The organism is Streptomyces diastatochromogenes (assembly GCF_002242805.1).
Lineage (GTDB): Bacteria > Actinomycetota > Actinomycetes > Streptomycetales > Streptomycetaceae > Streptomyces > Streptomyces diastatochromogenes.
Genome location: NZ_MCGQ01000052.1, coordinates 174824 through 196903, shown reverse-complemented (window position 1 = coordinate 196903; position 22080 = coordinate 174824). Strand labels below are relative to the sequence as shown.

Sequence of the window (22080 nt, the reverse complement as noted above, 5' to 3'; positions counted from 1 at the left end):
CGCCTAGCGTTCCCTCCGCACCACCCCAAGACCCCCTCCGAAAGGCAGAGTTCGAGCCATGTTCGTCGTCGACACGCAGATCCACATCTGGAAGGAAGAGACCCCGGACCGCCCCTGGGTGCCCGGCGCCCGTGAGCGGATCCGCCTCAACGGCCACCGCGAGGACCCCTTCTCGTACGAGGAGGCCCTGGAGCTGATGGACGAGGCGGGCGTGAACCGGGCGCTGATCCTTCCGCCGTCCTGGGAGGGCGACCGCATCGACTACGCCCTGGAGGCCTGCGAGGCGCACCCCGACCGCTTCGGCATCATGGCCCGCATCCCGCAGAACAAGCCCGAAGAGGGCAGGGCCATGCTCACGGACTTCGCCCAGAACCCGCATGTGAAGGGCACCCGGCTCACCTTCCACCGGCCGCAGGACCGCAACTGGATGATCGACGGCACCAACGACTGGTACTGGCCTCTCGCCGAGGAACTGGGCATCCCGACCATGGTCCACGCCCCGATCTGGAAGCGCGAGCTGGGCGAGATCGCCGCCAGGCACCCCGAGCTGAAGATCATCATCGACCACATGGGCATCATGGCCCGCTGCGTGGACGACGCGATCGGCTACTGGGTCCAGGAGACCGCCGACCTGCACGTCCACCCGAACATCTACGTCAAGGTGTCGGCGCTCCCGGGCTACTCCACCCAGCCCTTCCCGAACGACAACATCCAGAAGTACGTGCGCGAGATGGTCGACCGGATGGGCCCGCAGCGCTGCTTCTACGGCACCGACATCACCCGCCTGCTCGGCCACGGCATCACCTACACCGACACCATCGAGCAGTTCACCAAGCACTGGGACTTCACCCCCGAAGAGCTCGAATGGATCATGGGCCGCGGTATCTCCGAGGTCCTGAACTGGCCGGTCGAGGGCTGACATGACCCACACCGAGCATCTGCACGGCGGTGACGCCGTCGTCTCCGCCTTCACCGCCGCCGGCGCCGACCACATCTTCTGCTCCTCGGGGTCCGAATGGGCCCCGGTGTGGGAGTCCCTGGCCCGGCACCATCGCGACGGACTGCCCTGTCCCGGGTACCTCGACCTGACCCACGAGACGGTCGCCGTGGGCATGGCCACCGGCTACGGGCTCATCACCCGCCGCCCGCAGGGCGTGCTCCTGCACGCGGCCCCCGGTCTGCTGCAGGGCTCGATGGCCGTGCACGGCGCCCTCCTCGCGGGCGTTCCGATGGTGGTCGCCTCCTCGGAGTCGACCACGTACGGCGACGGCCCCGGCCAGGACCCGGGCGGCCAGTGGTACCGCAACCTGTCCATCGTCGGCGGCCCCCACCAGGTCGCCCAGCCGTTCACCAAGTGGTCCAACGAGGCGGCGGGCATCCACACCCTGCCCACGATGATCACCCGGGCGGCGGAGCTGGCCCGGCGGGCCCCGGCGGGACCGGCCTACCTCAACATCCCGCTGGAAGTCCTCCTGGAGGAGTGGGACGGCCGCGAGGCCAAGCCGATCGCGGCGCCCGGCTCCACGCACAGCTCACCCGAAGAGGCCGACGCCGCCGCGCAGTTGATCCGCGAGGCCCGGAACCCGGTGATCGTCACCGAGACGGCCGGCCGGGAGGCGGGCGGCTTCGAGGCCCTGGTCGCCTTCGCCGAGGCCTGGCAGATCCCGGTGGTCGAGCCCGACTCGGCGGTGTGCGGCAACTTCCCGCGCACCCACCCGCTGCACGCGGGCAGCGACATCGGCCCGTGGATGGACGAGGCCGACCTGATCCTCCTGGTGAACTGCCGCGCCCCCTTCTACCCGCCCTCGCGCCGCCCCTCCGAGGCGAAGATCGTGGTGATCGATGAGGTGCCGCAACGCCCGCATGTGGTCTACCAAGTGCTGTTCGCCGACCGGTACTTGGAGGGCGACGTCGCCAACACCCTGCGTCAGCTGACCAAGCGGGCCGAGGACCTGGACGCGGCGGTGCTGACGGCTCGCCGGTCGGCCCAGGAACAGCGGCACGCCGAGGAACAGGCGGCCGTCGCCGCCGCCGAGGCCGGGGCAGAGGGCGCCGAGGGCATCGACCCGGTGCTGGTCGCCGCGACCCTGCGCAGGCTGCTCGACGGCAGGGACGGCATCGTCGTCGACGAGACGATCACCCACAGCCGGGTGGTGAGGCGCCATCTGCGGACCGACGTGTCCGACGCCTACTTCTACGTCCAGGGCGGCCTCGGCCAGGGCATCGCGGTCGCGCTCGGCGTCAAACTGGCCGCACGGGAGCGGCCGGTGGTGCTGACGATCGGCGACGGCGCGTTCGCGTACAACCCGGTGATCCCGTCGTACGACGCCTCCAAGGCGTACCAACTCCCGCTGCTGATCGTGGTGTTCAACAACCGGGTCTACAAGTCCATGAACCTCAACCACCGCAGGTTCTATCCCGACGGGGCGGCCGCCGAGACGGGGGAGTGGCTCGGCACCGACCTGCACCGGCTTCCCCGACTGGCTTCCTTCGCCGAGCCGTTCGGCATGCACACCGAGACGGTCGACACCACGGAAGCGCTGGCACCCGCGCTGGAGCGTGCCCTGAAGGCCGTGGCCGAGGGCACCACCGCCGTCGTCGACGTCCTCGTCACTCGTTGATCCAGGAGGCACCCGCCACCATGTCCACCCCACCATCGAAGGTCCTGGTCCCCGCCGACGACCTGCGCGCCTTCGCAGCGGCCCTCCTGGAGAAGGGCGGCCTGAGCGCCGAGCACGCCCGTACCACCGCCGACGTCCTCGTCTGGGCCGCGCGGCGCGGCGTCGACTCGCACGGCACCGCACGTGTCCCCGCCTACCTGGACCTGCTCGCCAAGGGCGTGGCCAACGTCGATCCGCGGATCACCGTGGAGTCGACCACCCCGGCCGCCGCCGTCCTCGATGCCGACCGCGCCCCAGGCCCGGTGGCCCTCGCCGCCGCCGCGGACGAGGCCGTACGGCGGGCCCGGGAGACCGGCATCGCCTCCGTCGGCGTACGGCGCACCGTGCACACCGGCGCCATCGGCTACTACGTCTCGAAGATCGCCGAACAGGGCCTGGTCGGTATCGGCTTCGTCGCCGGCATGCCCAACATGGGCTACACCGGGGTCAAGGGCGCCGCCGTCGCCACCAGCCCGCTCGCCATCGCCGTACCGGCCCGTGAGTACGCCCCGCTGCTGCTCGACATGGCCACCGCCACCATCGCCCTCGGCAAGATCCGCCAGGCGAGGGCGAACGGCACCCCGCTGCCCGAGGGTGCCGCGGCGACGCGGGACGGCACCCCGACCACCGACCCGGAGCAGGCGGCCATGCCGCTGCCGCTGGGCGGCGCCAAGGGATCCGGTATGTCCCTCGCCTTCGAGCTGCTCACCAGCGTGCTCGTCGGCGCCCCGATCTTCTCCGCCTTCCATTCGGACGACCCGCAGGGCCGCGAGCACCGTCAGAACGCCCTGCTGATCGCCCTCGCCCCGGCGGCCTTCGGTGACCCGGACGTCTTCGTCGCGGCCGTGGACGACACCCTGGCCACCCTCAAGGCCCTGCCGCTCGCCGAGGGTGCGGACGGGGTGTTCTACCCCGGTGAACGCAGCGCGTCGGTGGCCGAGGCGCGGGGTGCGAAGGGCGTGCCGGTGGCGCCGAAGGTGTGGCGGGAACTGACCGAGCACGCCGAGCGGTTGGGGGTCACACCGCCGTCCCTGTGACCTGCGCCGCCCCGGGATGGCCGGCCGTTGGGAGGGGGGAGCGGCCGGCTCCGGCCACCCCGGTAACTTACTTAAGTTACGCAACCATATGGTAAACTCGTGGGTATGTCCACGGAACCGCTGCCCGACGTCCCGCCCGCCTCTCCCGAGGTCATCGAGATCGAGCGCGCCCTGACGCGCATCACCTACCTCGCCACCCGCGCCCGCCAGCACGAGCGGCTGATGGCGCTGGCCGATGTGCCGCTGGACCGGGCCGCGGTGGCGCTGCTGCGGCAGATCGCCGACTCCGAGCCGCTCAGGCCGGGGGAGCTGGCGCAGCGGCTGGGCGTGGAGGCCTCCCATGTGACACGGACCGTGCAGCAGCTGCAGCGGTCGGGGTACGTCACCCGGGTCCCCGACCCCGACGACCGCAGGGCCCAGCGGATCCAGCTCACCGACGCCGGCCGCGAGGCCTTCGCGCGGATCCGGGAGGCCGGGGCCCGCGGGATGCAGCTGGCCCTCGCCGACTGGCAGCCCGAGGAGCTGCGGCAGCTGGCCGCGCTCTTCCACCGTATGGTCGACGACTTCCTCGCCTACGCGGTCGAAGACGAGTCCGGCCAGGAGGCCGACGCCCCGGTGGCGACGGCATGACGGCAGCGGGGCGGCCGTTCCTCCCGAAGCGGCGGTCCCGGTGTCTACCGTCAAGTAATATCCGGCGGCAGGACACCAGAGGAGGAACCGTGCCCCGGTCCGAACGCTCACCCCTGCTGCTGGCCGGCCTGCTGGCCGCGGCCGGGGTCGCCCACTTCGCCGCCCCGCGGCAGTTCGACGCCACGATTCCGAAGGCGCTCCCGGGCTCGCCCCGGGCATGGACCTACGGCAGCGGGGTCGTGGAACTGGCGCTGGCGGCCGGAGTGGCCTCGCCCCGGACGCGCGCTGTGGCCGCGAAGGCGGCCGCCGCCTTCTTCGTCGGGGTGTTCCCCGCCAACGTGAAGATGGCCGTCGACTGGCGGCACCGGCCCGCGCCGCAGCGGAACGCGGCCCTGGCCCGGCTGCCCCTTCAGGTGCCGCTCGTGCTGTGGGCCCGTGGAGTCGCGAAGAACGGAGAGGGACGGTCGTGAGCGAACGTATCGAGGTCGCGGACAAGGTCGAGGACTTCGCCCTGCCGGACGAGACCGGCACCACCCGCAAGCTCACCGAGCTGCTGGCCGAGGGCCCGGTGGTGCTCTTCTTCTATCCCGCCGCCCTGACGCCCGGCTGCACCGCCGAGGCCTGCCACTTCCGCGACCTCGCCGCGGAATTCGCCGCCGTCGGCGCCCACCCGGTCGGCATCAGTGGCGACAGCGTCGAACGGCAGCAGGAGTTCGCCGGCAAGCACACCCTCGGCATGCCGCTGCTCTCCGACGCCGACGGAGCGATTCGCGAGCGGTTCGGGGTCAAGCGGGGCTTCACGCTCGCGCCCACCAAGCGGGTCACCTACGTCATCGCCGAGGACCGTACGGTTCTGGAGGTCGTCCGCAGCGAGCTGCGGATGAACACCCACGCCGACCGGGCCCTGTCCGCACTCCGCGCCCACCGGGGCTGAAGCGGGCCGCTGTCGCGCTTGATGCCCCGGAACAATCGCATCATCCTTGGGCATATGGAGCGTGTCGCGGCTGCGGCGATCATCGATGCCCAGGGCAGGGTGGCAGGGTGGAGCGAAGGCGCACGGCTGCTCACCGGTCGCACGGCGCGGGAGGTCGTCGGCCGGCCGGCGACCGACCTGCTCGCCGAGGACGTACCCGCCGACACGCTCGCCGCGCAGGCCGGGACCCTCGTCCTTCGGCACCGCGACGGACGCCGGGTCGAGCTGGCCCTGACCGCCTGCCCGGTCCTCGGCCCGGACGGCGCGCCGACCGGATACGTGGTCACCGCCGACCCGCTCGTCCCGGCCGCTGCCGAGCTGGCGGCCCAGGCCTTCCAGCTGGCCTCCATGTCGATGTCGGTCTTCGACCTCCAGCAGCGCTATCTGCGCGTCAACGACGCCGCCTGCCATGTGATGGGCGTACCCGAGGAGACACTGGTCGGCCGGTTCTACCCGGAGACCGTGGAGGACGCCGAGCACAGCCGGGGGTTTCTGCGGCATCTGCGCCAGGTCGCCGAGACCGGCCGGCCGCTGCGCTACGAGAGCTTCACCAGCGCCCCCGCCCTCAACCGGGAACACGCCTGGAGCATCGAGATGTGGCCGCTGCGCGACGCCTCCGGCGAGCCGACCGCGGTCGCCCTGGCGGCCTTCGACAGCAGCGAGCAGTACTGGGCCCGTCGCCGGCTCGCCCTGCTGAACGAGGCGGCCACCGGCATCGGCACCACCCTCGACGTGGTGCGCACCGCCGAGGAACTGGTCGAACTCCTGGTCCCGCAGTACGCCGACTTCGCCAGCGTGGACCTGCTCGACTGGGTCCTCGGGGCGGACGAGCCGCCGATGATCCCGGACGGCCGGGTCCAGCTGCGCCGCGTCGCCCACGGCTCGACCCGTGCGGGCAACCCCGGTGCGGCCCTGAAGCTGGGCGAGACGCACGTCTACGAGCCGTCCTCACCGCCGGCCCGGGCCCTGTGCGAGGGCCGGGCGGTGCTCGCCCACGCCGGTGAGCCGGCCTTCGTCCAGTGGGTCGCCGAGCGCAACGAGCGCTCACCCGAGGGCCGCCCCTACCGGCAGGGCATCCACTCCATGATCGCGGTGCCGCTCCGCGCCCGCGGTACCTCCCTGGGCGTCGCGGTGTTCGTCCGCATGGCCCACCCGGACGACTACGGCCCCGACGACGCCGTCTTCGCCGAGGAACTCGGCAGCCGCGCCGCCGTCTGCGTCGACAACGCCCGCCGCTTCGCCCGCGAACGCAGCACCGCCCACGCCCTCCAGCACAGCCTGCTGCCCCGGGGACTGCCCGGACAGGCCGCGGTCGACGTCGCCCACCGCTATCTGCCGTGCGGGTCGCTGGCCGGCATCGGCGGCGACTGGTTCGACGTGATCCCGCTCTCCGGCAGCCGGGTCGGGCTGGTCGTCGGCGACGTGGTCGGCCACGGCATCCAGTCCTCGGCCACCATGGGCCGGCTGCGCACGGCCGTCCGCACCCTCGCCGACGTCGACCTGCCCCCGGACGAACTCCTCACCCACCTCGACGACCTGGTCTCCCACCTGGCCTCCGACGACAGTGGCGAGGAGGTCGCCGAACTCGGCGCCACCTGCCTGTACGCCGTCTACGACCCCGTCTCCCGCCGGCTCTGCATGGCGGCCGCCGGCCACCCGGCCCCCGTCGTCGTCCTGCCCGGCGACACTCCCGGCTTCGTCGCCATGACCGCCGGACCGCCCCTCGGGGTCGGCGGGCTGCCCTTCGAGGCGACGGAACTCGAACTGCCCGAGGGCTCGGTCGTCGCCCTCTACACCGACGGACTGATCGAGGACCGCGACCGGGACGTCGACCGCGCCACCGAGGAACTGCGCCGCGCCCTCGGCGCACCCGCCGACTCCCTGGAGGCACTCAGCGACAACGTCCTCAAGGCCGTCATGCCCGAACAGCCCACCGACGACGTCGCCCTCCTCATGGTCCGCACCCGCGCCCTCGGCACCGACCGCGTGGCCACCTGGGACGTACCGCCCGACCCGGCCCAAGTGGCCCACTTCCGGCAGGCGGCCACCGAGCGACTGGCCGCCTGGGGACTGAACGAGGCCTCCTTCGTCACCGAACTCGTGGTCAGTGAACTCGTCACCAACGCCATCCGCTACGGCGAACCGCCCATCAAGCTGCGCCTGATCCGCGACCGCGCGCTCATCTGCGAGGTCTCCGACGGCAGTTCCACCTCACCGCACCTGCGCCGGGCGCACGCCTACGACGAGGGCGGCCGCGGACTGCTGCTGGTCGCCCAGCTCACCCAGCGCTGGGGCAGCCGGCAGACGGGCAGCGGCAAGACGATCTGGGCGGAACAGCCGCTGCCCGGCACCTGATCAATGGAACGGGCAGCCCGGGTTCGGGGCGTCCTCCGAGAACGGGGAGCCGTGCGGCAGCACATAGAGCACATCCAGGACGAGCGGGGTGTCGCCCAGGTTGCGGCCGAGGTGGACGTTGTCCGGGCCGGGCGGCTCCTGGATCGTCGAGCCCTTCCGGTACACGCCGTCCGAGGTGCAGGTGGAGTCGAAGTGGCTGAGGGTGCCCTGCTTCACGAAGCCGTACAGCGGACCGTCGTGGTAGTGCCATCCGGTGCTCTGGCCGGGCGGGATCGTGATCTCCCGCAGGGTGTAGTCGGTGCCGCCGACGGTGGTCTGGGCGAGGATCCGGGCCGTGACCCCGGGCCCCGGCGGGGTCGCCCCGGCGGTGCCGCCGGTCAGCGCGGTGGCGGCGGTCAGCACGCCGGTGACGGCCAGGCGGAGTGCGGTGCGCATGCGGGAGCCTCCTTGGACGCGAGGGGTACCGACGTGAACATAGGCCCACAGAGGGTGCGTTGGGGGCGGAATCCGGTAATCCGGTTTTCCGAAAACAGCCCCTCTCCGCGATTCGGAGATAACGAATCGGTAAACCCCTGCCCTGTGTGTCCGCTAAGGTTCACCACGGAAACGCCGTCCGTTGCCTCGCCTTCCGTCGTGCGCGCTCCTGACCTGACCAGTTCAGCGTCACCTGCGCCCCGGAACACCCGACGGCGCGGGTGTCGCTCCGTCTCCTGTGAAAGCGGGAACAGAGCTTGAGCAACCTCCCTCGTCCCGAAGACGTGAGCTCACTCGTCGTCGCGGAACGAACCCAAGTGGCCGACGACGTCGTGGCACTGACGCTCCGTCACCCCGAGAACCGGCCGCTGCCCGAGTGGCGGCCGGGCGCCCACATCGATCTGCTGCTCGACGACGACCTCGTCCGCACCTACTCCCTGTGCGGGGACCCCGCCGACCGTGCCTCGTGGCGCATCGGTGTCCTGCGGACCGTGGACAGCCGCGGCGGCTCCGCCCTCGTCCACGACAAACTGCACGTCGACACACGCGTGCGGGTGCGGGGACCCCGCAACACCTTCGCCCTCCGACCCGCCCGGCGCTACCTCTTCGTCGCCGGTGGCATCGGCATCACGCCGATCCTGCCGATGGTCGCCGCGGCAGCGGCCGCCGGCGCGGACTGGCGGCTGCTGTACGGCGGGCGGTCCCACTCCTCGATGGCCTTCCTCGACGAACTCGCGCCGTACGGCGACCCGGTGGCGGTGCGCCCGCAGGACCGCCACGGCCTGCTGGACCTCGACGGCTTCCTCGGCGAGCCCGACGACCGCACCCTGGTCTACTGCTGCGGCCCCGAACCGCTCCTGGCCGCGGTGGAGCGGCGGTGCCGGGTCTGGCCCGCCGGGACGCTTCAGGTCGAGCGGTTCCGGGTGCAGGAGCAGCAGGCGCCGGCCGGGGACCATCCCTTCGAGGTGGTCTGCTCGCAGTCCGGTGTCACCGTTCAAGTGGCCCCGGGAGACAGCGTGTTGCAGGCCGTCCGGGCGGCCGGGGTCTCCGCCCTGTCGTCGTGCGCCGAGGGAATCTGCGGCACCTGCGAGACCGAGGTGCTGGAGGGGGTGCCCGATCACCGCGACTCCGTGCTCGGCGAGGAGGAGCGGGCGTCGGGCGAGACGATGATGATCTGCGTCTCCCGCGCCCGCACTCCCCGACTCGTCCTCGATCTGTGACCCGCCCCATCGGAAGTCCAAGCGCTGGAGGTAAACGATGCCCCTTCCCGAAGAGGTAGTGGATCTCAGCCCGTCGAGCAGCAGACTGGGCGGCTCCCGGCAGCTCACCGGGCATCTCGCCCGCCCCGCCGGTGACGGCCCCTGGCCCGGTGTCGTGGTCGTCCACGAGGCCCTCGGCGTGGACGAGGTGATGCTCCGTCAGACCCGGCGGCTGGCCGACGCGGGCTATCTGGCGCTCATGCCGGACCTGTTCACCCAGGGCGGCGCGCGCCGCTGCCTGGTGGCCACCATGCGAGCCGCACTCTCGGGCGAGGGACGCGCCTACCAGGACATCGAGGCGGCCCGCGACCACCTCGCCGGACACCCCGACTGCACCGGAGCCGTGGGCATCATCGGCTTCTGCATGGGCGGCTCGTTCGCCCTGATGACCGCAGGCCGCGGCCGGTTCGACGCGGCCGCCGCCAACTACGGCCTGCTGCCCAAGGACCTGAACGCCGTCCTGGCCGACGCCTGCCCCGTCGTGGGGAGTTACGGCGGCCGCGACCGCATGCTCAAGGGGGCCGCCGCCCGGCTGGAGACGGCCCTGGACCGGCTCGGCGTCGTCCACGACGTCAAGGAGTACCCGGACGCAGGCCACTCCTTCCTCAACGACGCCGAAGTCGGCCCCAGGCTCCTGCGCCCGCTCCTGCGGGTCACCGGCATGGGACCGCACCCCGCATCCGCCGCCGACGCGTGGCAGCGCATCGAGACCTTCTTCGACACCCATCTCACCACCAGGAACACGGAGTCATGAGCACCGCAGAGACCGAGCAGACCACCGCGACGCCCACCGCCGAGCAGGGCTGGTACGTCGACGACCGCTGCCTGAACTGCAACATCGCCCGCCAGTACGCCCCCGGCATGATCACCTACGCCAACGGCGGCGAGTACGGCGGCATCTCCCAGGTCGTACGCCAGCCGGAGACCGAGGAGGAGGTGCGGCTGATGTACCGGGCCGCGCACGCCTGCCCCACCCGGTCCGTCCACCCGCCCGCCGACCAGTGGGCCGACGACTCGGACCCCTACCCGCTGCCCCTCGACGAGGACGGCATCGTCCTGCTCTGCGGCCACGCCTCCCCGCAGACCTACGGCGCCACCTCCTACCTCCTGCGCCGCCCCGACGGCACCGCGATGATGATCGACACCCCGCGCTGGCGGCCCGCGCTCGCCCGCCGCTACGAGCAGAAGGTCGGCAAGATCACCGACGTACTGCTCACGCACCTCGACCACGTGGCGCACGGCCGCAAGTACGCCGACGCGTTCGGCGCCCGCCTGTGGATCCACGAGGGCGACCTGCACTCCCGGCCCGACGCGGACCACGTCATCCGCGGCCAGGACCCGGTGGAGATCGGCCCCGGCGTGATCGCGTACCCCTTCCCCGGCCACACCAAGGGCAGCACCCTGTTCGTCGCCGACGACACGTTCTGCTTCACCGGCGACGCGATCTTCTGGTCGCGCTCCCTGCAGGCCCTGGACGTCGTCGACAGCGTCGTCTACGACTCGATCAGGACACTGGCGGCGTCCGTGCGACGCGGTGCGCGGGAGCTGACCTTCGAGTGGGTGCTGCCCGGACACGGCAGCTTCCACCGCCTGCCCGCCGAGGAGATGCGGCAGCGGATGCGGGCCCTCGGCGAGCGCGCCGCCACCTACCCCGAGCAGGAGGTCGACTACGGCAAGGTCCGCTACTGACCGCCGTACCCGCCGACTGACCATCCCCACCCACTCCACAGGCCCGGGGCGAGCCCCAGCCCCGGGCCTGTGGCCTGCCCGCGAACGGAACCATGACCGACACCCTCCCCGCGCCGGCCCGGACGCCCGCCGACCCCCGGACGGCGCTCGCCGCCCTCTCCCTCGGCCTGTTCATGATCGTGGTGGACGTGTCCATCGTGGCCGTGGCGGTCCCGGCCATGGTCCGCGGCCTGGACGCCGGCCTCACCTCGGTGGTCTGGGTGACCAGCGCCTACCTGCTCGCGTACGCCGTGCCGATGCTGTTCACCAGCCGGCTCGGCGACCGCCACGGCCCCAGAAGGGTGTTCCTCGCCGGGCTGGTCGTCTTCACCGGCGCCTCGCTGGGCTCGGCGCTGTCGGGCGACATCGGGACGCTGATCGCAGCCCGCGCCGTGCAGGGCTTCGGCGCGGCCCTGCTGACCCCGCAGACCCTGAGCCTGATCACCCACCTGTACCCCGGTGGCGAACGCGGCAGGGCGATGGGCGTCCTCGGCGGGGTGTCGGGCCTGGCGACCGTCACGGGCCCGCTGCTGGGCGGCGTCCTGGTCGACGGCCTCGGCTGGCAGGGCATCTTCTACGTCAACGTCCTCGTCGGCGCCGCCACCCTGGCCCTGAGCCTGCGCGTGATACCCGATGTGCGCCCGGATCCTACGCACCGCTTCGACATCCCCGGCATCCTGCTGTCCGGCACCGGACTCTTCCTGATCGTCTTCGGCATCCAGAACGGCCGCACGCACGACTGGGGTCGCCTGATCGGCCCGGTCACCGTGTTCCAGACCATCGCCGCCGGACTGCTCCTCCTGGCCGTCTTCGTCGTCTCGCAGGGCAGGGCCCGTGCCGAGCCCCTGGTGCCACTGGACCTCTTCAAGGACCGCGGCTTCCGCTCCGGCACCCTCGTCACGGCGGTCCTCGGCTTCGCCATGACCGGCATGTTCCTGCCGCTCGTCGTCCACCTGCAGTCCGCACTCGGCCTGACACCCACTCAGGCGGGCCTGCTGACCGCGCCCATGGCGCTCGTCCCGGCCGTCATGGCACCCTTCACCGGCCGCCTGTCGGACCGGGTGAGCGCCAAGTACCTGCTGATCGCCGGCCTGTCGGGGATGGCCTCGGGGCTCGTCCTCGTGGCACTGCGGACGGGCCCCGGGACACCGCCCTGGCAGCTGCTGCCCGGGCTGCTGCTGACCGGACTCGGGATGGGCCTCGTCCTCGTCCCCGTGAACAACGTGGCGATGCGGACCGTCCGTGCCGAACTGCGCGGCGCCGCCTCCGGTGTCTTCTTCACCGGGCGCCAACTGGGCTCGGTGCTCGGCAGCGCGGCCGTCGGCGTCCTGCTCCAGGCCCGCATCGCCGCGCGCGTGGCCGACGCGGCGAACACCGCGGCCCAGCGCCTGCCCGCCCGCTACCGAGCCGACTTCGCCACGAGCCTGCGCGGCACGGCGGAGACGAGCCAGGCGGGCGGCGGGCGCATCCGGCTGCCCGACAGCCTGCCGGCCCGCCTGCTGCCCCAGGCACAGGACCTCGCCGCGCGGGCCGTGCAGGCCGGCCTCGCCCGTGCCGCGGCGGACACCCTGGTGCTGGTCATCGCGGTGCTGCTCCTCGGCGTACCGGCGACTGTCGGGGTGCCGGTGCCGGGGAGGAGACCCGTCCTGGTCGACCCCGACACCGCGTGACGCGCACCGGCGTGCGCGGTCACTCCTGGCCGTCGTCGGCGGCGACCTGGGCCAGGGTGCGTCCCGTGCGCACCGAGCGGGCCCGGCGGGGATCCGGGGTGCCGTGCGCCCCGGCACGGGCGGGGCCCTTGCGGACCAGGAGCCAGGCGTCCTCCTCGCCCTGGCCGGTGCGGAAGCGGGTGAGGGCGTACTCGCCGTGCAGCTTGGCCCCGTGCAGCCGGAAGGTGGCGTGTCCGTCCTCCAGCGACTCGGCGAAGTCCACCGGACGGCCCCGGCGGTCGTGGCTGAGCGGCTCGTACCTCCCGTGGTCCCAGATGATGACGGTGCCCCCGCCGTACTCGCCCTTCGGGATCACACCCTCGAAGTCCTCGTACTCCAGCGGATGGTCCTCGGTGGGCACGGCCGGCCGCTTGTCCCCGGGATCCGTGGAGGGGCCCTTGGGGACGGACCAGGACTTCAGGACGTCGTCCACCTGGAGCCGGAAGTCGAAGTGCATCCGGCGCGCGTCGTGGATCTGCACCACGAACCTGGGTTCCCCGCCCCCGGACGCCGCCGCCTTCCCCGACGGCTCGCGGGTCCGCTCGAAGTCGCGCTTGCCGCGGTAGGTCCGCAGCCGGTCCTCCGTCGCCATGAGCGGCTCCTTCCGTGCCTCCGCCTGTCGGCTCCGGGTACCCCGTCACGGGTGCTCAGCTCGCCATGGCGTCCAGCTCGGCGGCCGCGTCCTCGGGGAGGACCAGCGAGGCCGCGGCGATGTTCTCGCGCAGGTGCTCCGGGGACGAGGTGCCGGGGATGAGCGCGATGTTCGGCGAGCGGCGCAGCAGCCAGGCCAGGGCGACCTGCTGCGGCGCGGCGCCCAGCCCCGCGGCCACCTTCGACAGCGTCTCGGACTGCAACGGCGTGAACCCGCCCAGCGGGAAGTACGGCACGAAGGCGATGTTCCGCGCCGCCGTCAGCTCGATCAGCCGGTCGTCCTGCCGGTTGGCCAGGTTGTACAGGTTCTGCACCGTGACCACGGGCGCGATCGTCTGCGCCTCCTCCAGCTGCGCGACGGACGCGGCGCTGAGCCCCAGGTGCCGGATCAGACCCCGCTGCCGCAGCTCCGCCAGGGCACCGAACTGCTCGGCGAGCGAGTCCTCGTTCGGGGTGTCCATGTCGCCGAGCCGCAGATTGACCACGTCCAGCGTCTCCACCCCCAGGTGCCGCAGGTTGTCGTGCACCTGCGCCTTCAGATCCTCCGGGTGCCGGGACACGGCCCAGCTGCCGTCGGCTCCACGCCGCGCACCGACCTTGGTCACGATGTGCAGCTCGTCCGGGTAGGGACGCAGGGCCTCCCTGATGATCTCGTTGACGACCACGGGACCGTAGAAGTCGGCGGTGTCGATGTGGGTGATGCCCGCCTCGACCGCCGCACGGAGCACCGCCACGGCCCGCGCCCGGTCCTTCGGCGGGCCGAACACATGCGGACCGGCCAGCTGCATGGCGCCGTAGCCCATGCGGGTCAGGGTCAGGCCGTCGGCCGGGGTGAGGGTGCCACCGAGCTGTGCAGTCATGTCGTACCTCTCGTGCTGTGCGAGGGCCACCGGTACGTCCGGTGCCCTGTCTCCACCGTGCGCCGAACATCCCCCGCGCGGCAGTGCCCCCACGTTCCTGGGAGTGAAAGGGACAGCCACCGTCACCGGTACGGCCGTACGGTGGTGTCATGGACGGTACGAACGCGCTCGGCGAGTTCCTGCGCGCCCGCCGGGCGCAGGTACGGCCCGAGGACGTGGGGCTGCCCGGCTCGGGCCTGCGCCGGGTGCCGGGGCTGCGCCGCGAGGAGGTCGCGATGCTCTCCGGCATCAGCTCCGACTACTACCTGCGCCTGGAGCAAGGCCGCGACCGCAACCCGTCCGCGCAGGTCCTGGAAGCCATCGCCCGGGTACTGCGGCTGGACGCCGACGCCACCTCCTACCTCCTCGGCCTGCCCCAGGACCGGCCCGCGTCCCGTTCCCGGGCGGCGCGGCGCCAGGAGCGGGTGCCGTCCAGCCTCCTGCAGCTCATCGACGGCTGGCCGCGCAACCCCGCCTACATCCAGAACCGGTACACCGACTGCCTCGCCGCCAACGCCCTCGCCACGGCCCTCACCCCGAACTACACACCGGGCGTCAACCTGCTGCGGGCGGTCTTCCTCGACCCGGCCGAACGAGCCCTGCGCCGGGACTGGGAGGACCTGACCGAGGAGGGCGTGGCCACCCTGCGCACCCACGCCGGGCCCGACACGGACGACCCCCGGCTGCGCGACCTGGTCGGCGACCTGTCCCTGCGCAGCGAACGCTTCCGCACGCTCTGGGCCCGGCACGACGTACGGCCCCGGCGCGGCCGCGTCAGTCACCTGAGCCACCCGCAGGTCGGCGACCTGGAACTGCACTCGGACAAACTCTCCGTGGACGGCACCGACGGACTCACCCTGGTCGTCTTCCACGCCGAGCCCGGCAGCCGCAGCGCCGAACTCCTCGACATCCTCGGCAGCCTCACCGCACCCCCGCGCGGCATCGCACAGGAGCATGTCGAGGAGCAGTAGCTCACCGGTCGCTTCCCGCCTCCGCCGCGACCGGGGGCCGCAGGCCGGGAGCCCTGGAGTAGAAGGCCGTGACCAAGGCCGACAGACCCGCGACGCACAGCAGGGCGGGGCCGGGACCCAGGCGCAGGAGCAGGGCTCCGGCGACCGCGCCGACGAAGACACCGCACAGGGTGGCAAGACGGCGCACCCGTGGCAGCACAGGGCCGCGCGGAGCGGCCGAGCGCCATGACAGAGCGTCCATGAGCGCCTTGACCAGGGTGATCTGCAGCACGGTCGTCGGCATGTCCGGGATGCCCGCCTGGAGCATCACCCGGTTGCGCCACCCCATGGCGGCCGCGAGCAGGACGACGACGAGGGCCATGACATGCTCGGGTGGCGTCTGCCGCCCGCTCGTGCCGACCGCGACCAGTCCGGCGGCCAGGAGCGTCGCCGTCTCGACGGCGAGGGCCCGAGCGAACCAGCGTCGTCCTCGACGGCGCAGTCGTACGACCAAGGTGTGGGCGGCGGAGACCCCCACCACGAACGCGGCCAGGGCCTCGGCGGGCCGCGCGACCGGCGTTCCCGCGTTCGCCACCCCGAACCCGAGGAGCAGGACGTTGCCGGTGGCCAGCGCCGCGAACGCGTGCCCCAGGCCGAGAAAGGTGACCGCGTCGACGGCGGCGGCCGTCACGGTCAACGCGAACAGCACGACGACGATCCGGACCTCGATGCGCGGCTGGTCACCCGGCACAGCACCCGGCGCCCGCGCGCCGGTCACCGGTCGCCCGCGCTCTGGCGGTCCTTGGCCGGGGGCACCGTTCGCATGGCCGCTCCTCTCGACTCCGCGCGGTCCATCCTCCGGTGGCCCGCCGAGGTCCGCATCCGCAGGTGAGCCGACCGGCCTCGCCCCTAGGCCGTGTCGTTCGGACGGCGGCACGGATAGGGTGAGCAGTGATCAACCGGACGGGTGGGGATGAGGACAGCGGACGGCATGGGCGGCGGCACGGACAGGAACACCGGGGGCGGCGGACGACCCACGTCACGGGATGTCGCCCGGCTCGCCGGCGTGTCGCACACCGCCGTCTCCTTCGTGTTCAACGGCCGCGCCGAGGGCAACCTCTCGCCCGCCACCCAGGAACGCATCCGGCAGGCCGCCGCCCAGCTCGGCTACCGGCCCGACCCCGTCGCCCGCGGCCTGCGCCGCCGCCGAACGGCCGTGATCGGACTGGTCACCGACGAGATCGCCTCGTCCCCCTTCGCCGGCCGGCTGCTGCGCGGCGCCATGGAGACCGCCTGGGACAGCGACCACCTCGTGCTCACCATCGACTCCGGCGGCGACCCCGCCAAGGAGGACGCCGCGGTCGCCGAACTCCTCGACCGGCGCGTCGACGGCATCATCTACGCCGCGATGTCCCTGCGCCGGGTCCGCGTCCCCGAAGGACTCCACCGCACCCACTCCGTGCTGGCCAACTGCCTTCCGGAGGACGACTCACTGCCGTCCGTCGTCCCCGCCGAGCGGGCCGGCGGCCGTACCGCGGCCCGGCTGCTGCTGGAGGCGGGCCACCAGCGGATCGCGCTGGTCGGCGGGCAGGACGACATCGCCTCGGTCGAGCGGCTGCGCGGCTTCCGCGACGCCCTGCGCGCCGAGGGCATCACCGTGCCCAAGGAGTGGGTCGTCCGCACCGGCGGCGAGATCACCAGCGGCTACGAGGGCGCCACCCGGCTGCTGGAGGGCACCGAACCGCACCGCCGGCCGACCGGGATCTTCTGCTACAACGACCGGGTCGCGGCGGGCGTCCTGCACGCCGCGACCCGGCTCGGCATCGCCGTACCCGGCGATCTCTCGGTGGTCGGCTACGACGACCAGGAGCACATGGCCGCCTACCTCACCCCCGCGCTCACCACGGTCGCACTGCCGCACCGGGAGATGGGCGAGACGGCGGCCCGGCTGATGCTGGACGCCATCGACACCGGCCGCACCCCGCCCGCCACCGTCCGGCGCCTCGCCTGCCCGGTGGTCAGCCGCGCCTCGGTGGGACCTGCTCCCACGCGCTGACCTCGGCATTCCCCTCGACCAGCAGATCGGCGACGTCCTCCGGGCCGCGGTACACCCGCTCGGTCACCGTCGCCCGGTCCTCGACGAACAGTTCGAGGAGCGAACCGTCCACGAGTACACGGACCGCGAGGCGCGCGCCGGGCGGGACGTCCACTGCGATCGGGGCGGAGCCCTCGGCGCCCTCCCGGGGCCAGCCACTCCGGTCCAGGACGACTATGCCCGCCTCCGGATCCAGCAGGATCGTGAGCGCACGGTCCGCCGCCCGCAGCAGCGTGACGGTCGTGCGGTCGTGGGCGGTCACCGTCAGGTCGTACGACACCGGAAGCGGCGCCCGGCCCGGCCCGCTCGCGAACGGCCGCTTGGCGCGCAGGAGTTCCAGCTCCGGGGCCGGGGTGACGCGCAGCGATCCGTCCGGGTGGACGTCGACCATTCTGGGCGCGGTGAGCACACCGGCCCACCCCGCCTCCCGCACGGCCGAGTCGTCCCGTGCCTCCCACGACCATCCCCACATCAGGGCGCGACCGGGCTCCTGGAGGACCGCGGGGGCGTAGAAGTCCCGGCCGTGGTCGAGCCTGCCGCCGGTGCGCGCCGCGAGCCGCAACCCGCCATCCTCCGAGGTCTCCAGACGTCCCGTCAGATACCCGGTGCCGCAGGGCTTCCCGTCCCACAGGGACACCACCAGGACGTGCTCGCCGCCTTGTGTCTCGTACAGCTGCGGGCACTCCCAGCCGACCGCCTTGTCGCCGAACGCGGCGGCGGCCACGGGGTCATCGCCGTCCAGCAGCACTCCGGCGAAGCGCCACTCGGTCAGCTCGTCGCAGTCGTAGAGCAGGACGGACGGGGTGCCGTCGGCGTGTCCCGCGCCGACGAGGGCCCAGCGCCGGCCGGCGTGCCGGAAGACGAAGGGGTCGCGGAACATCACCACGTCGTGTCCGGCGGGCGGTCCCGCCACCACGGGGGTCGGCAGCGGCCGCCACCGCAGGAGCCGGTCGTCGTGCGGGTCCGCCGCCCGGGCCAGGCAGATCGTGCCGAGACCGGTGTGGGTGTGGTCCACGCCGGTGTAGACGGCGGTGGGGGTGCCCGCGTCGTCGACCACGCACCCCGACCAGCAGCCGGCCTCGTCCGGGCCGCCGGGTGTCGGGGTGAGGGCGATGGGGTGGTGCTCCCAGTGGACCAGGTCGGCGCTGGAGACATGGCCCCAGTGGACGTTCGCGTGGACCGGTGCTGCCGGGTTGTGCTGGTAGAAGAGATGGTGCCGGCCGCGCCAACGGAAGGGGCCGTTGGGGTCGTTGATCCAGTTGGCGGGCGGGCGGACCCGGAAGCGTGGGGCGTGCGGGTCCGGGGCGGGAGCGGCGAGGCTCAACGGTTGACTCCTGCGGAGGTGATGCCCTCGCGAAGAGGGCGCTGGCCGACGAGGAACACGCCGACGGCGGGGAGCATCGAGAGGACGACACCGGCGAGGACCACCGAGATGGAGCCGGTGCCGAGGTTGCCCTGGAGGGAGACCAGACCCAGCGGCAACGTGTAGTTCTGGCCGGAGGTCTCCAGGATCAGCGGGCGGAAGAACTCGTTCCAGTGGTAGTTGAAGGCCAGGACGCCGACGATCGCCAGGCCCGGAGTGGCAAGCGGGGCGTACACCGACCGGAAGATCCGCCAGGGCCCGGCGCCGTCCAGCATCGCCGCCTCGCCGAGGTCCTTCGGCATGCCCAGGAAGTACTGGCGCATCAGGAAGGTGCCGAACGCGGTCGGGAACGCCGGAATGATCAGACCCAGCAGCGTGTCGGTCAGACTCATCGACTTGAGCACCAGGAACACCGGGACGATCGTGACCTGCAGGGGGACCATCATGGTCGCCAGGACCAGACCGAACAGCGGCCGCTTGAAACGGAAGTCGAGCCGGGCGAACGCGTAACCCGCAAGACCCGCGGTGACCATCTGACCGACCGCGATCAAAGCGGTCACCAGGGTCGAGTTGAGCGCGAGCAGCCAGACGTCGATCTGGTCGAACACCCCGTGATAGGCGGCGGTGCTCGGATGGGTCGGGACGATCTGCGGCGGCAGGTTGAACGAGTCCGCCGGAGTGCGCAGCGAGGTCGAGACGGTCCAGATGACCGGGCCGAGGGTCAGCAGCGCGCACACGGTCAGTCCGGCGATCCGCGCCCACGGCCCGAGCGAGTACCGGGCACGGCTGAGGGACAGGGTTGCTTGGCTCAAGGGACTCACCCGGCTCACTGGTAGTGGACGAAACGCCGGCTGAGCCGGAACTGGACGGCGGTCACCGCCATGATCAGCACGAACAGCAGCACGCCCACCGCGGACGCCTCGCCGAAGCGCAGCTGCTCGAAGGCCTTCTCGTAGATGACCATCACCACGGTGCGGGTGGAGTCGCCGGGACCGCCGTCGGTCAGCACGTACGGCTGCTCGAAGACCTGGAGCGCGTTGATGATGCCGACCACCGAGGCCACCAGCAGCGTCGGCGAGAGCAGCGGCAGCGTGATGGACAGGTGTTTGCGCAGACCGGTCGCGCCGTCGAGGGCGGCGGCCTCGTGGATCTCCTTCGGAATGTTGTTCAGCCCGCCCACGAACAACAGGAACGAGAAACCGAACTGCTGCCACACGTACACGATGATCACCGTCGCCATCGCGCCGTGCTCGGACGTCAGCCATGGCACGGGAGCGATCCCGAACAACCCGATCAGCCAATTGATCACGCCGAAGTCCTGGTTGAACAGGTACTTCATCACGACCGATATGGAGGCGGCCGACAGCACCAGCGGGAAGAAGAACGCCGAACGGAACACCGAGCGCAGCCAGATCGGCATCCGCCCGTTCAGAGTGAGCGCGAGCACCAGAGCGATCAGAAGCTGCGCGGCGACCGCGAAGACCATGAAGACGAGCGTGTTGCGGAAGGAGACCAACACGGTCGAATCGGTGAACACCTCACGGTAGTTGGCCGTTCCGGCGAAACCGGGGGAGTCGATCACGTTCCAGTGGAAGAGGCTCAGCACGACCGAGCCGATGATCGGTACGACCGTGAAGACCACGATGCCGACCACCGTCGGCGCCAGGAACAGCGCGGCGAGCAGCCGCGTCCCCCGCTCCCGCGCCGAGGGCCGGGCCGCCGTCGCGGGCGGGGTCACGGCCCGTGGCCGTACGGTGGGAATCTGGGTGTTCGTCATACGTCACGCTCCATGGCCTTCTCCAGATCGCCCTGCATCCGGCGCAGCGCGGGCCCGACCGAGCGCGGGCTCGCCAGGGCCGTCCCGGTGTGCTTGAGCAGCACCTGTGTGACCTCGGCGACCTGTGGCGGGGCCGGTATGGGCCCGGTGTCGGGGAACTTGTCGACGGTGTCGTAGAAGACCCGCCAGTGCGCCGGGCCGGTCTCCCGGTAGCGGGCGTCGGTCAGCATCGAACGGCGCGCCGGGGTCGTCTGGTTCGTCGTGAACAGCCGCGTCAGGGTGTCCCGGCGGGCGGAGTACTTGATGAACTCCCAGGCCGCGTCCTGCTTCTTCGAGGTGCGCAGCAGCGCGTAGCCCGCCGCGCCGAACTGGTGGCGCTGGGTGCGCCAGCGGGGGAAGTACTGCACGTCGAAGCCGTCGTCCCGCATGCCCGCGAGGTGCAGACCGCCGGCCCAGAAGCCGCCGGCGGGCGTGACCCCGACCCGGCCGGTGGAGAACACCCCGATCAGGTTCTGGCCGTTGCCGCCCTCGGGGCGGGTGCACAGGTCCTCCTGGATCAGCTGGGCCAGGTAGTCGTACGCCTCCGTCACCCGGTCGGCGGTGGCCTGCGGGGTCGTCCAGCGGAAACCGCCCCCGCGCCCCTGCCGTTGCGCCGCCGGATAGAAGGAGTCCCACAGCCAGCTGCCGCCGGGCGCCTTGGACTCGGCCAGCAGGTTGGTGCCGTTGGCGAACAGCCAGGGCACCACGCCGCCCCACAGCCGGTTGGTCCAGAAGTAGGGCGTGAAGTGGGAGTCGCTGGCCTTCTTCATCCGGCGCAGCAGGTCGGTGAAGTCGTCGCGGGTCCAGTCGTCCGCCGGGAAGTCGGCGCCCGCCCGCTTCAGCACCTGCGTGTTGAGGTACATGTCGGCCGCGTTGAACTCGATCGGCAGCTGGTACAGGCTGCCCTCGTACATCATCGACTCGACCAGCGAGGGGTGGACATCGGCGAAGTACTCCCTCAGCTCCGCCGCGTCCCGTTTCACCCAGCGGTCCAGCGGGACACCGAGGCGCCGGGCGAACAACTGCACGCCCTCGGTGGCCACATAGACCAGGTCGGGCGCGGTGCCCGCCGCGATCTGGGTGAGGATCTTCGCGAAGAAGTCCGACCAGTCGACGGCCTGGACCGCGTTGACCCGGACCTTGATGTCGGGGTGCAGCTTCTGGAAGCCCTCGACGAGGGCGCGGACCCCGTCCGGGGAGAACGCGGAACCCAGGGTGGCGACGACGAGGGAGCCGTCGTCACGGCCCGGGATGTCGGCCCCGGTGAGCCGGTCCCAGCTCGCGGCGGTACCGGCCAGCGCGGCGGCCCCCGCGCCGTAGGCCCCGTACCGCAGCATCGTGCGGCGGGAGAGGTGCGAGTCGGTCATCCATGTGCCTAACTCGTGTTAGTAAAGGTTTGATGCCCCAGATGATGAGAAGCCGGTTACGTCCCTGTCAAGGCGCGGGAACGCTTGACCTTTAACGAGTTAGGTCTACAGTCC

The 22080-nt window shown here is 72.0% G+C and carries 21 protein-coding genes; 13 read left to right on the top strand and 8 right to left on the bottom strand.

The window, feature by feature from the left end:
• Nucleotides 1–58 precede the first annotated feature (58 nt).
• The 7 genes from BEK98_RS42525 to BEK98_RS42495 all read left to right on the top strand — a co-directional run bounded on the left by BEK98_RS42525 (nt 59) and on the right by BEK98_RS42495 (nt 7655).
• Entirely contained in the window at nt 59–919 is an 861-nt protein-coding gene (locus tag BEK98_RS42525; protein WP_094222170.1) for an amidohydrolase family protein, read from the top strand.
• A 1-nt stretch (nt 920) separates the two neighbouring features.
• Nucleotides 921–2621, top strand: a complete 1701-nt coding sequence (locus tag BEK98_RS42520) for a thiamine pyrophosphate-dependent enzyme (RefSeq protein ID WP_094222169.1) — start codon at nt 921–923, stop codon at nt 2619–2621.
• A gap of 20 nt (nt 2622–2641) precedes the next feature.
• Entirely contained in the window at nt 2642–3697 is a 1056-nt protein-coding gene (locus BEK98_RS42515; protein ID WP_094222168.1) for an Ldh family oxidoreductase, read from the top strand.
• Nucleotides 3698–3802: 105 nt separating this feature from the next.
• Entirely contained in the window at nt 3803–4327 is a 525-nt protein-coding gene (locus BEK98_RS42510; RefSeq protein ID WP_094222167.1) for a MarR family winged helix-turn-helix transcriptional regulator, read from the top strand.
• Nucleotides 4328–4416: 89 nt separating this feature from the next.
• Nucleotides 4417–4797, top strand: coding sequence for a DoxX family protein (locus BEK98_RS42505; RefSeq protein WP_094222166.1), 381 nt, complete (start codon nt 4417–4419; stop codon nt 4795–4797).
• Nucleotides 4794–5261, top strand: coding sequence for a peroxiredoxin (locus tag BEK98_RS42500; protein WP_094222165.1), 468 nt, complete (start codon nt 4794–4796; stop codon nt 5259–5261). The genes BEK98_RS42505 and BEK98_RS42500 overlap by 4 nt, the downstream gene beginning before the upstream one ends.
• A 54-nt stretch (nt 5262–5315) precedes the next feature.
• Complete coding sequence (locus BEK98_RS42495) at nt 5316–7655, top strand: ATP-binding SpoIIE family protein phosphatase (RefSeq protein WP_094222164.1); 2340 nt, start codon at nt 5316–5318, stop codon at nt 7653–7655.
• Here BEK98_RS42495 and BEK98_RS42490 read toward each other — a convergent pair whose 3' ends face one another.
• Complete coding sequence (locus BEK98_RS42490; protein ID WP_094222163.1) at nt 7656–8090, bottom strand: cupin domain-containing protein; 435 nt, start codon at nt 8088–8090, stop codon at nt 7656–7658. It lies immediately after the preceding gene.
• A gap of 356 nt (nt 8091–8446) precedes the next feature.
• On the opposite strand from BEK98_RS42490, the gene BEK98_RS42485 reads away from it, so the two are divergent.
• The 4 genes from BEK98_RS42485 (at nt 8447) to BEK98_RS42470 (ending at nt 12786) form a co-directional block, all read left to right on the top strand.
• Nucleotides 8447–9349 carry a PDR/VanB family oxidoreductase gene (locus BEK98_RS42485; RefSeq protein WP_244202219.1) on the top strand — a complete coding sequence of 301 codons (903 nt, stop codon included), beginning with the start codon at nt 8447–8449 and terminating at the stop codon, nt 9347–9349.
• Nucleotides 9350–9386: 37 nt separating this feature from the next.
• The gene (locus tag BEK98_RS42480; RefSeq protein ID WP_094222161.1) at nt 9387–10142 is read left to right on the top strand and encodes a dienelactone hydrolase family protein; all 756 of its coding nucleotides are present in this window, start codon (nt 9387–9389) and stop codon (nt 10140–10142) included.
• The gene (locus tag BEK98_RS42475) at nt 10139–11077 is read left to right on the top strand and encodes an MBL fold metallo-hydrolase (protein ID WP_094222160.1); all 939 of its coding nucleotides are present in this window, start codon (nt 10139–10141) and stop codon (nt 11075–11077) included. Before BEK98_RS42480 ends, BEK98_RS42475 begins: the two co-directional genes overlap by 4 nt.
• A gap of 92 nt (nt 11078–11169) precedes the next feature.
• Nucleotides 11170–12786 carry a DHA2 family efflux MFS transporter permease subunit gene (locus tag BEK98_RS42470; RefSeq protein WP_094222159.1) on the top strand — a complete coding sequence of 539 codons (1617 nt, stop codon included), beginning with the start codon at nt 11170–11172 and terminating at the stop codon, nt 12784–12786.
• Nucleotides 12787–12805: 19 nt separating this feature from the next.
• On the opposite strand, the gene BEK98_RS42465 is transcribed toward BEK98_RS42470, so the two are convergent.
• Both BEK98_RS42465 and BEK98_RS42460 read right to left on the bottom strand, forming a co-directional pair.
• Entirely contained in the window at nt 12806–13417 is a 612-nt protein-coding gene (locus BEK98_RS42465; protein WP_094222158.1) for a DNA polymerase ligase N-terminal domain-containing protein, read from the bottom strand.
• 55 nt (nt 13418–13472) lie between these two features.
• Entirely contained in the window at nt 13473–14336 is an 864-nt protein-coding gene (locus BEK98_RS42460; protein ID WP_094222235.1) for an oxidoreductase, read from the bottom strand.
• A 149-nt stretch (nt 14337–14485) separates the two neighbouring features.
• Here BEK98_RS42460 and BEK98_RS42455 point away from each other — a divergent pair, with 149 nt between their 5' ends.
• Nucleotides 14486–15346 carry a helix-turn-helix domain-containing protein gene (locus BEK98_RS42455; protein WP_094222157.1) on the top strand — a complete coding sequence of 287 codons (861 nt, stop codon included), beginning with the start codon at nt 14486–14488 and terminating at the stop codon, nt 15344–15346.
• A 1-nt stretch (nt 15347) separates the two neighbouring features.
• Here the strand turns inward: BEK98_RS42455 and BEK98_RS42450 are convergent, their stop codons facing one another.
• Nucleotides 15348–16076, bottom strand: a complete 729-nt coding sequence (locus BEK98_RS42450) for a YoaK family protein (protein WP_167444394.1) — start codon at nt 16074–16076, stop codon at nt 15348–15350.
• Nucleotides 16077–16298: 222 nt separating this feature from the next.
• Between BEK98_RS42450 and BEK98_RS42445 the strand changes: the two genes are divergently transcribed.
• Entirely contained in the window at nt 16299–17381 is a 1083-nt protein-coding gene (locus BEK98_RS42445; RefSeq protein WP_094222155.1) for a LacI family DNA-binding transcriptional regulator, read from the top strand.
• Here the strand turns inward: BEK98_RS42445 and BEK98_RS42440 are convergent.
• The 4 genes from BEK98_RS42440 to BEK98_RS42425 are packed head-to-tail and all read right to left on the bottom strand — an operon-like array spanning nt 17344 to nt 21966.
• Nucleotides 17344–18744, bottom strand: coding sequence for a glycoside hydrolase family 32 protein (locus BEK98_RS42440; protein WP_094222154.1), 1401 nt, complete (start codon nt 18742–18744; stop codon nt 17344–17346). The genes BEK98_RS42445 and BEK98_RS42440 overlap by 38 nt on opposite strands.
• Nucleotides 18741–19595 carry a carbohydrate ABC transporter permease gene (locus BEK98_RS42435; protein WP_094222153.1) on the bottom strand — a complete coding sequence of 285 codons (855 nt, stop codon included), beginning with the start codon at nt 19593–19595 and terminating at the stop codon, nt 18741–18743. Before BEK98_RS42435 ends, BEK98_RS42440 begins: the two co-directional genes overlap by 4 nt.
• Nucleotides 19596–19609: 14 nt before the next feature.
• Nucleotides 19610–20560 (bottom strand): carbohydrate ABC transporter permease, encoded by a 951-nt coding sequence (locus BEK98_RS42430; RefSeq protein WP_094222152.1) that lies wholly within the window; start codon nt 20558–20560, stop codon nt 19610–19612.
• Entirely contained in the window at nt 20557–21966 is a 1410-nt protein-coding gene (locus tag BEK98_RS42425) for an extracellular solute-binding protein (protein WP_094222151.1), read from the bottom strand. The genes BEK98_RS42430 and BEK98_RS42425 overlap by 4 nt, the downstream gene beginning before the upstream one ends.
• Nucleotides 21967–22080: the final 114 nt, after the last annotated feature.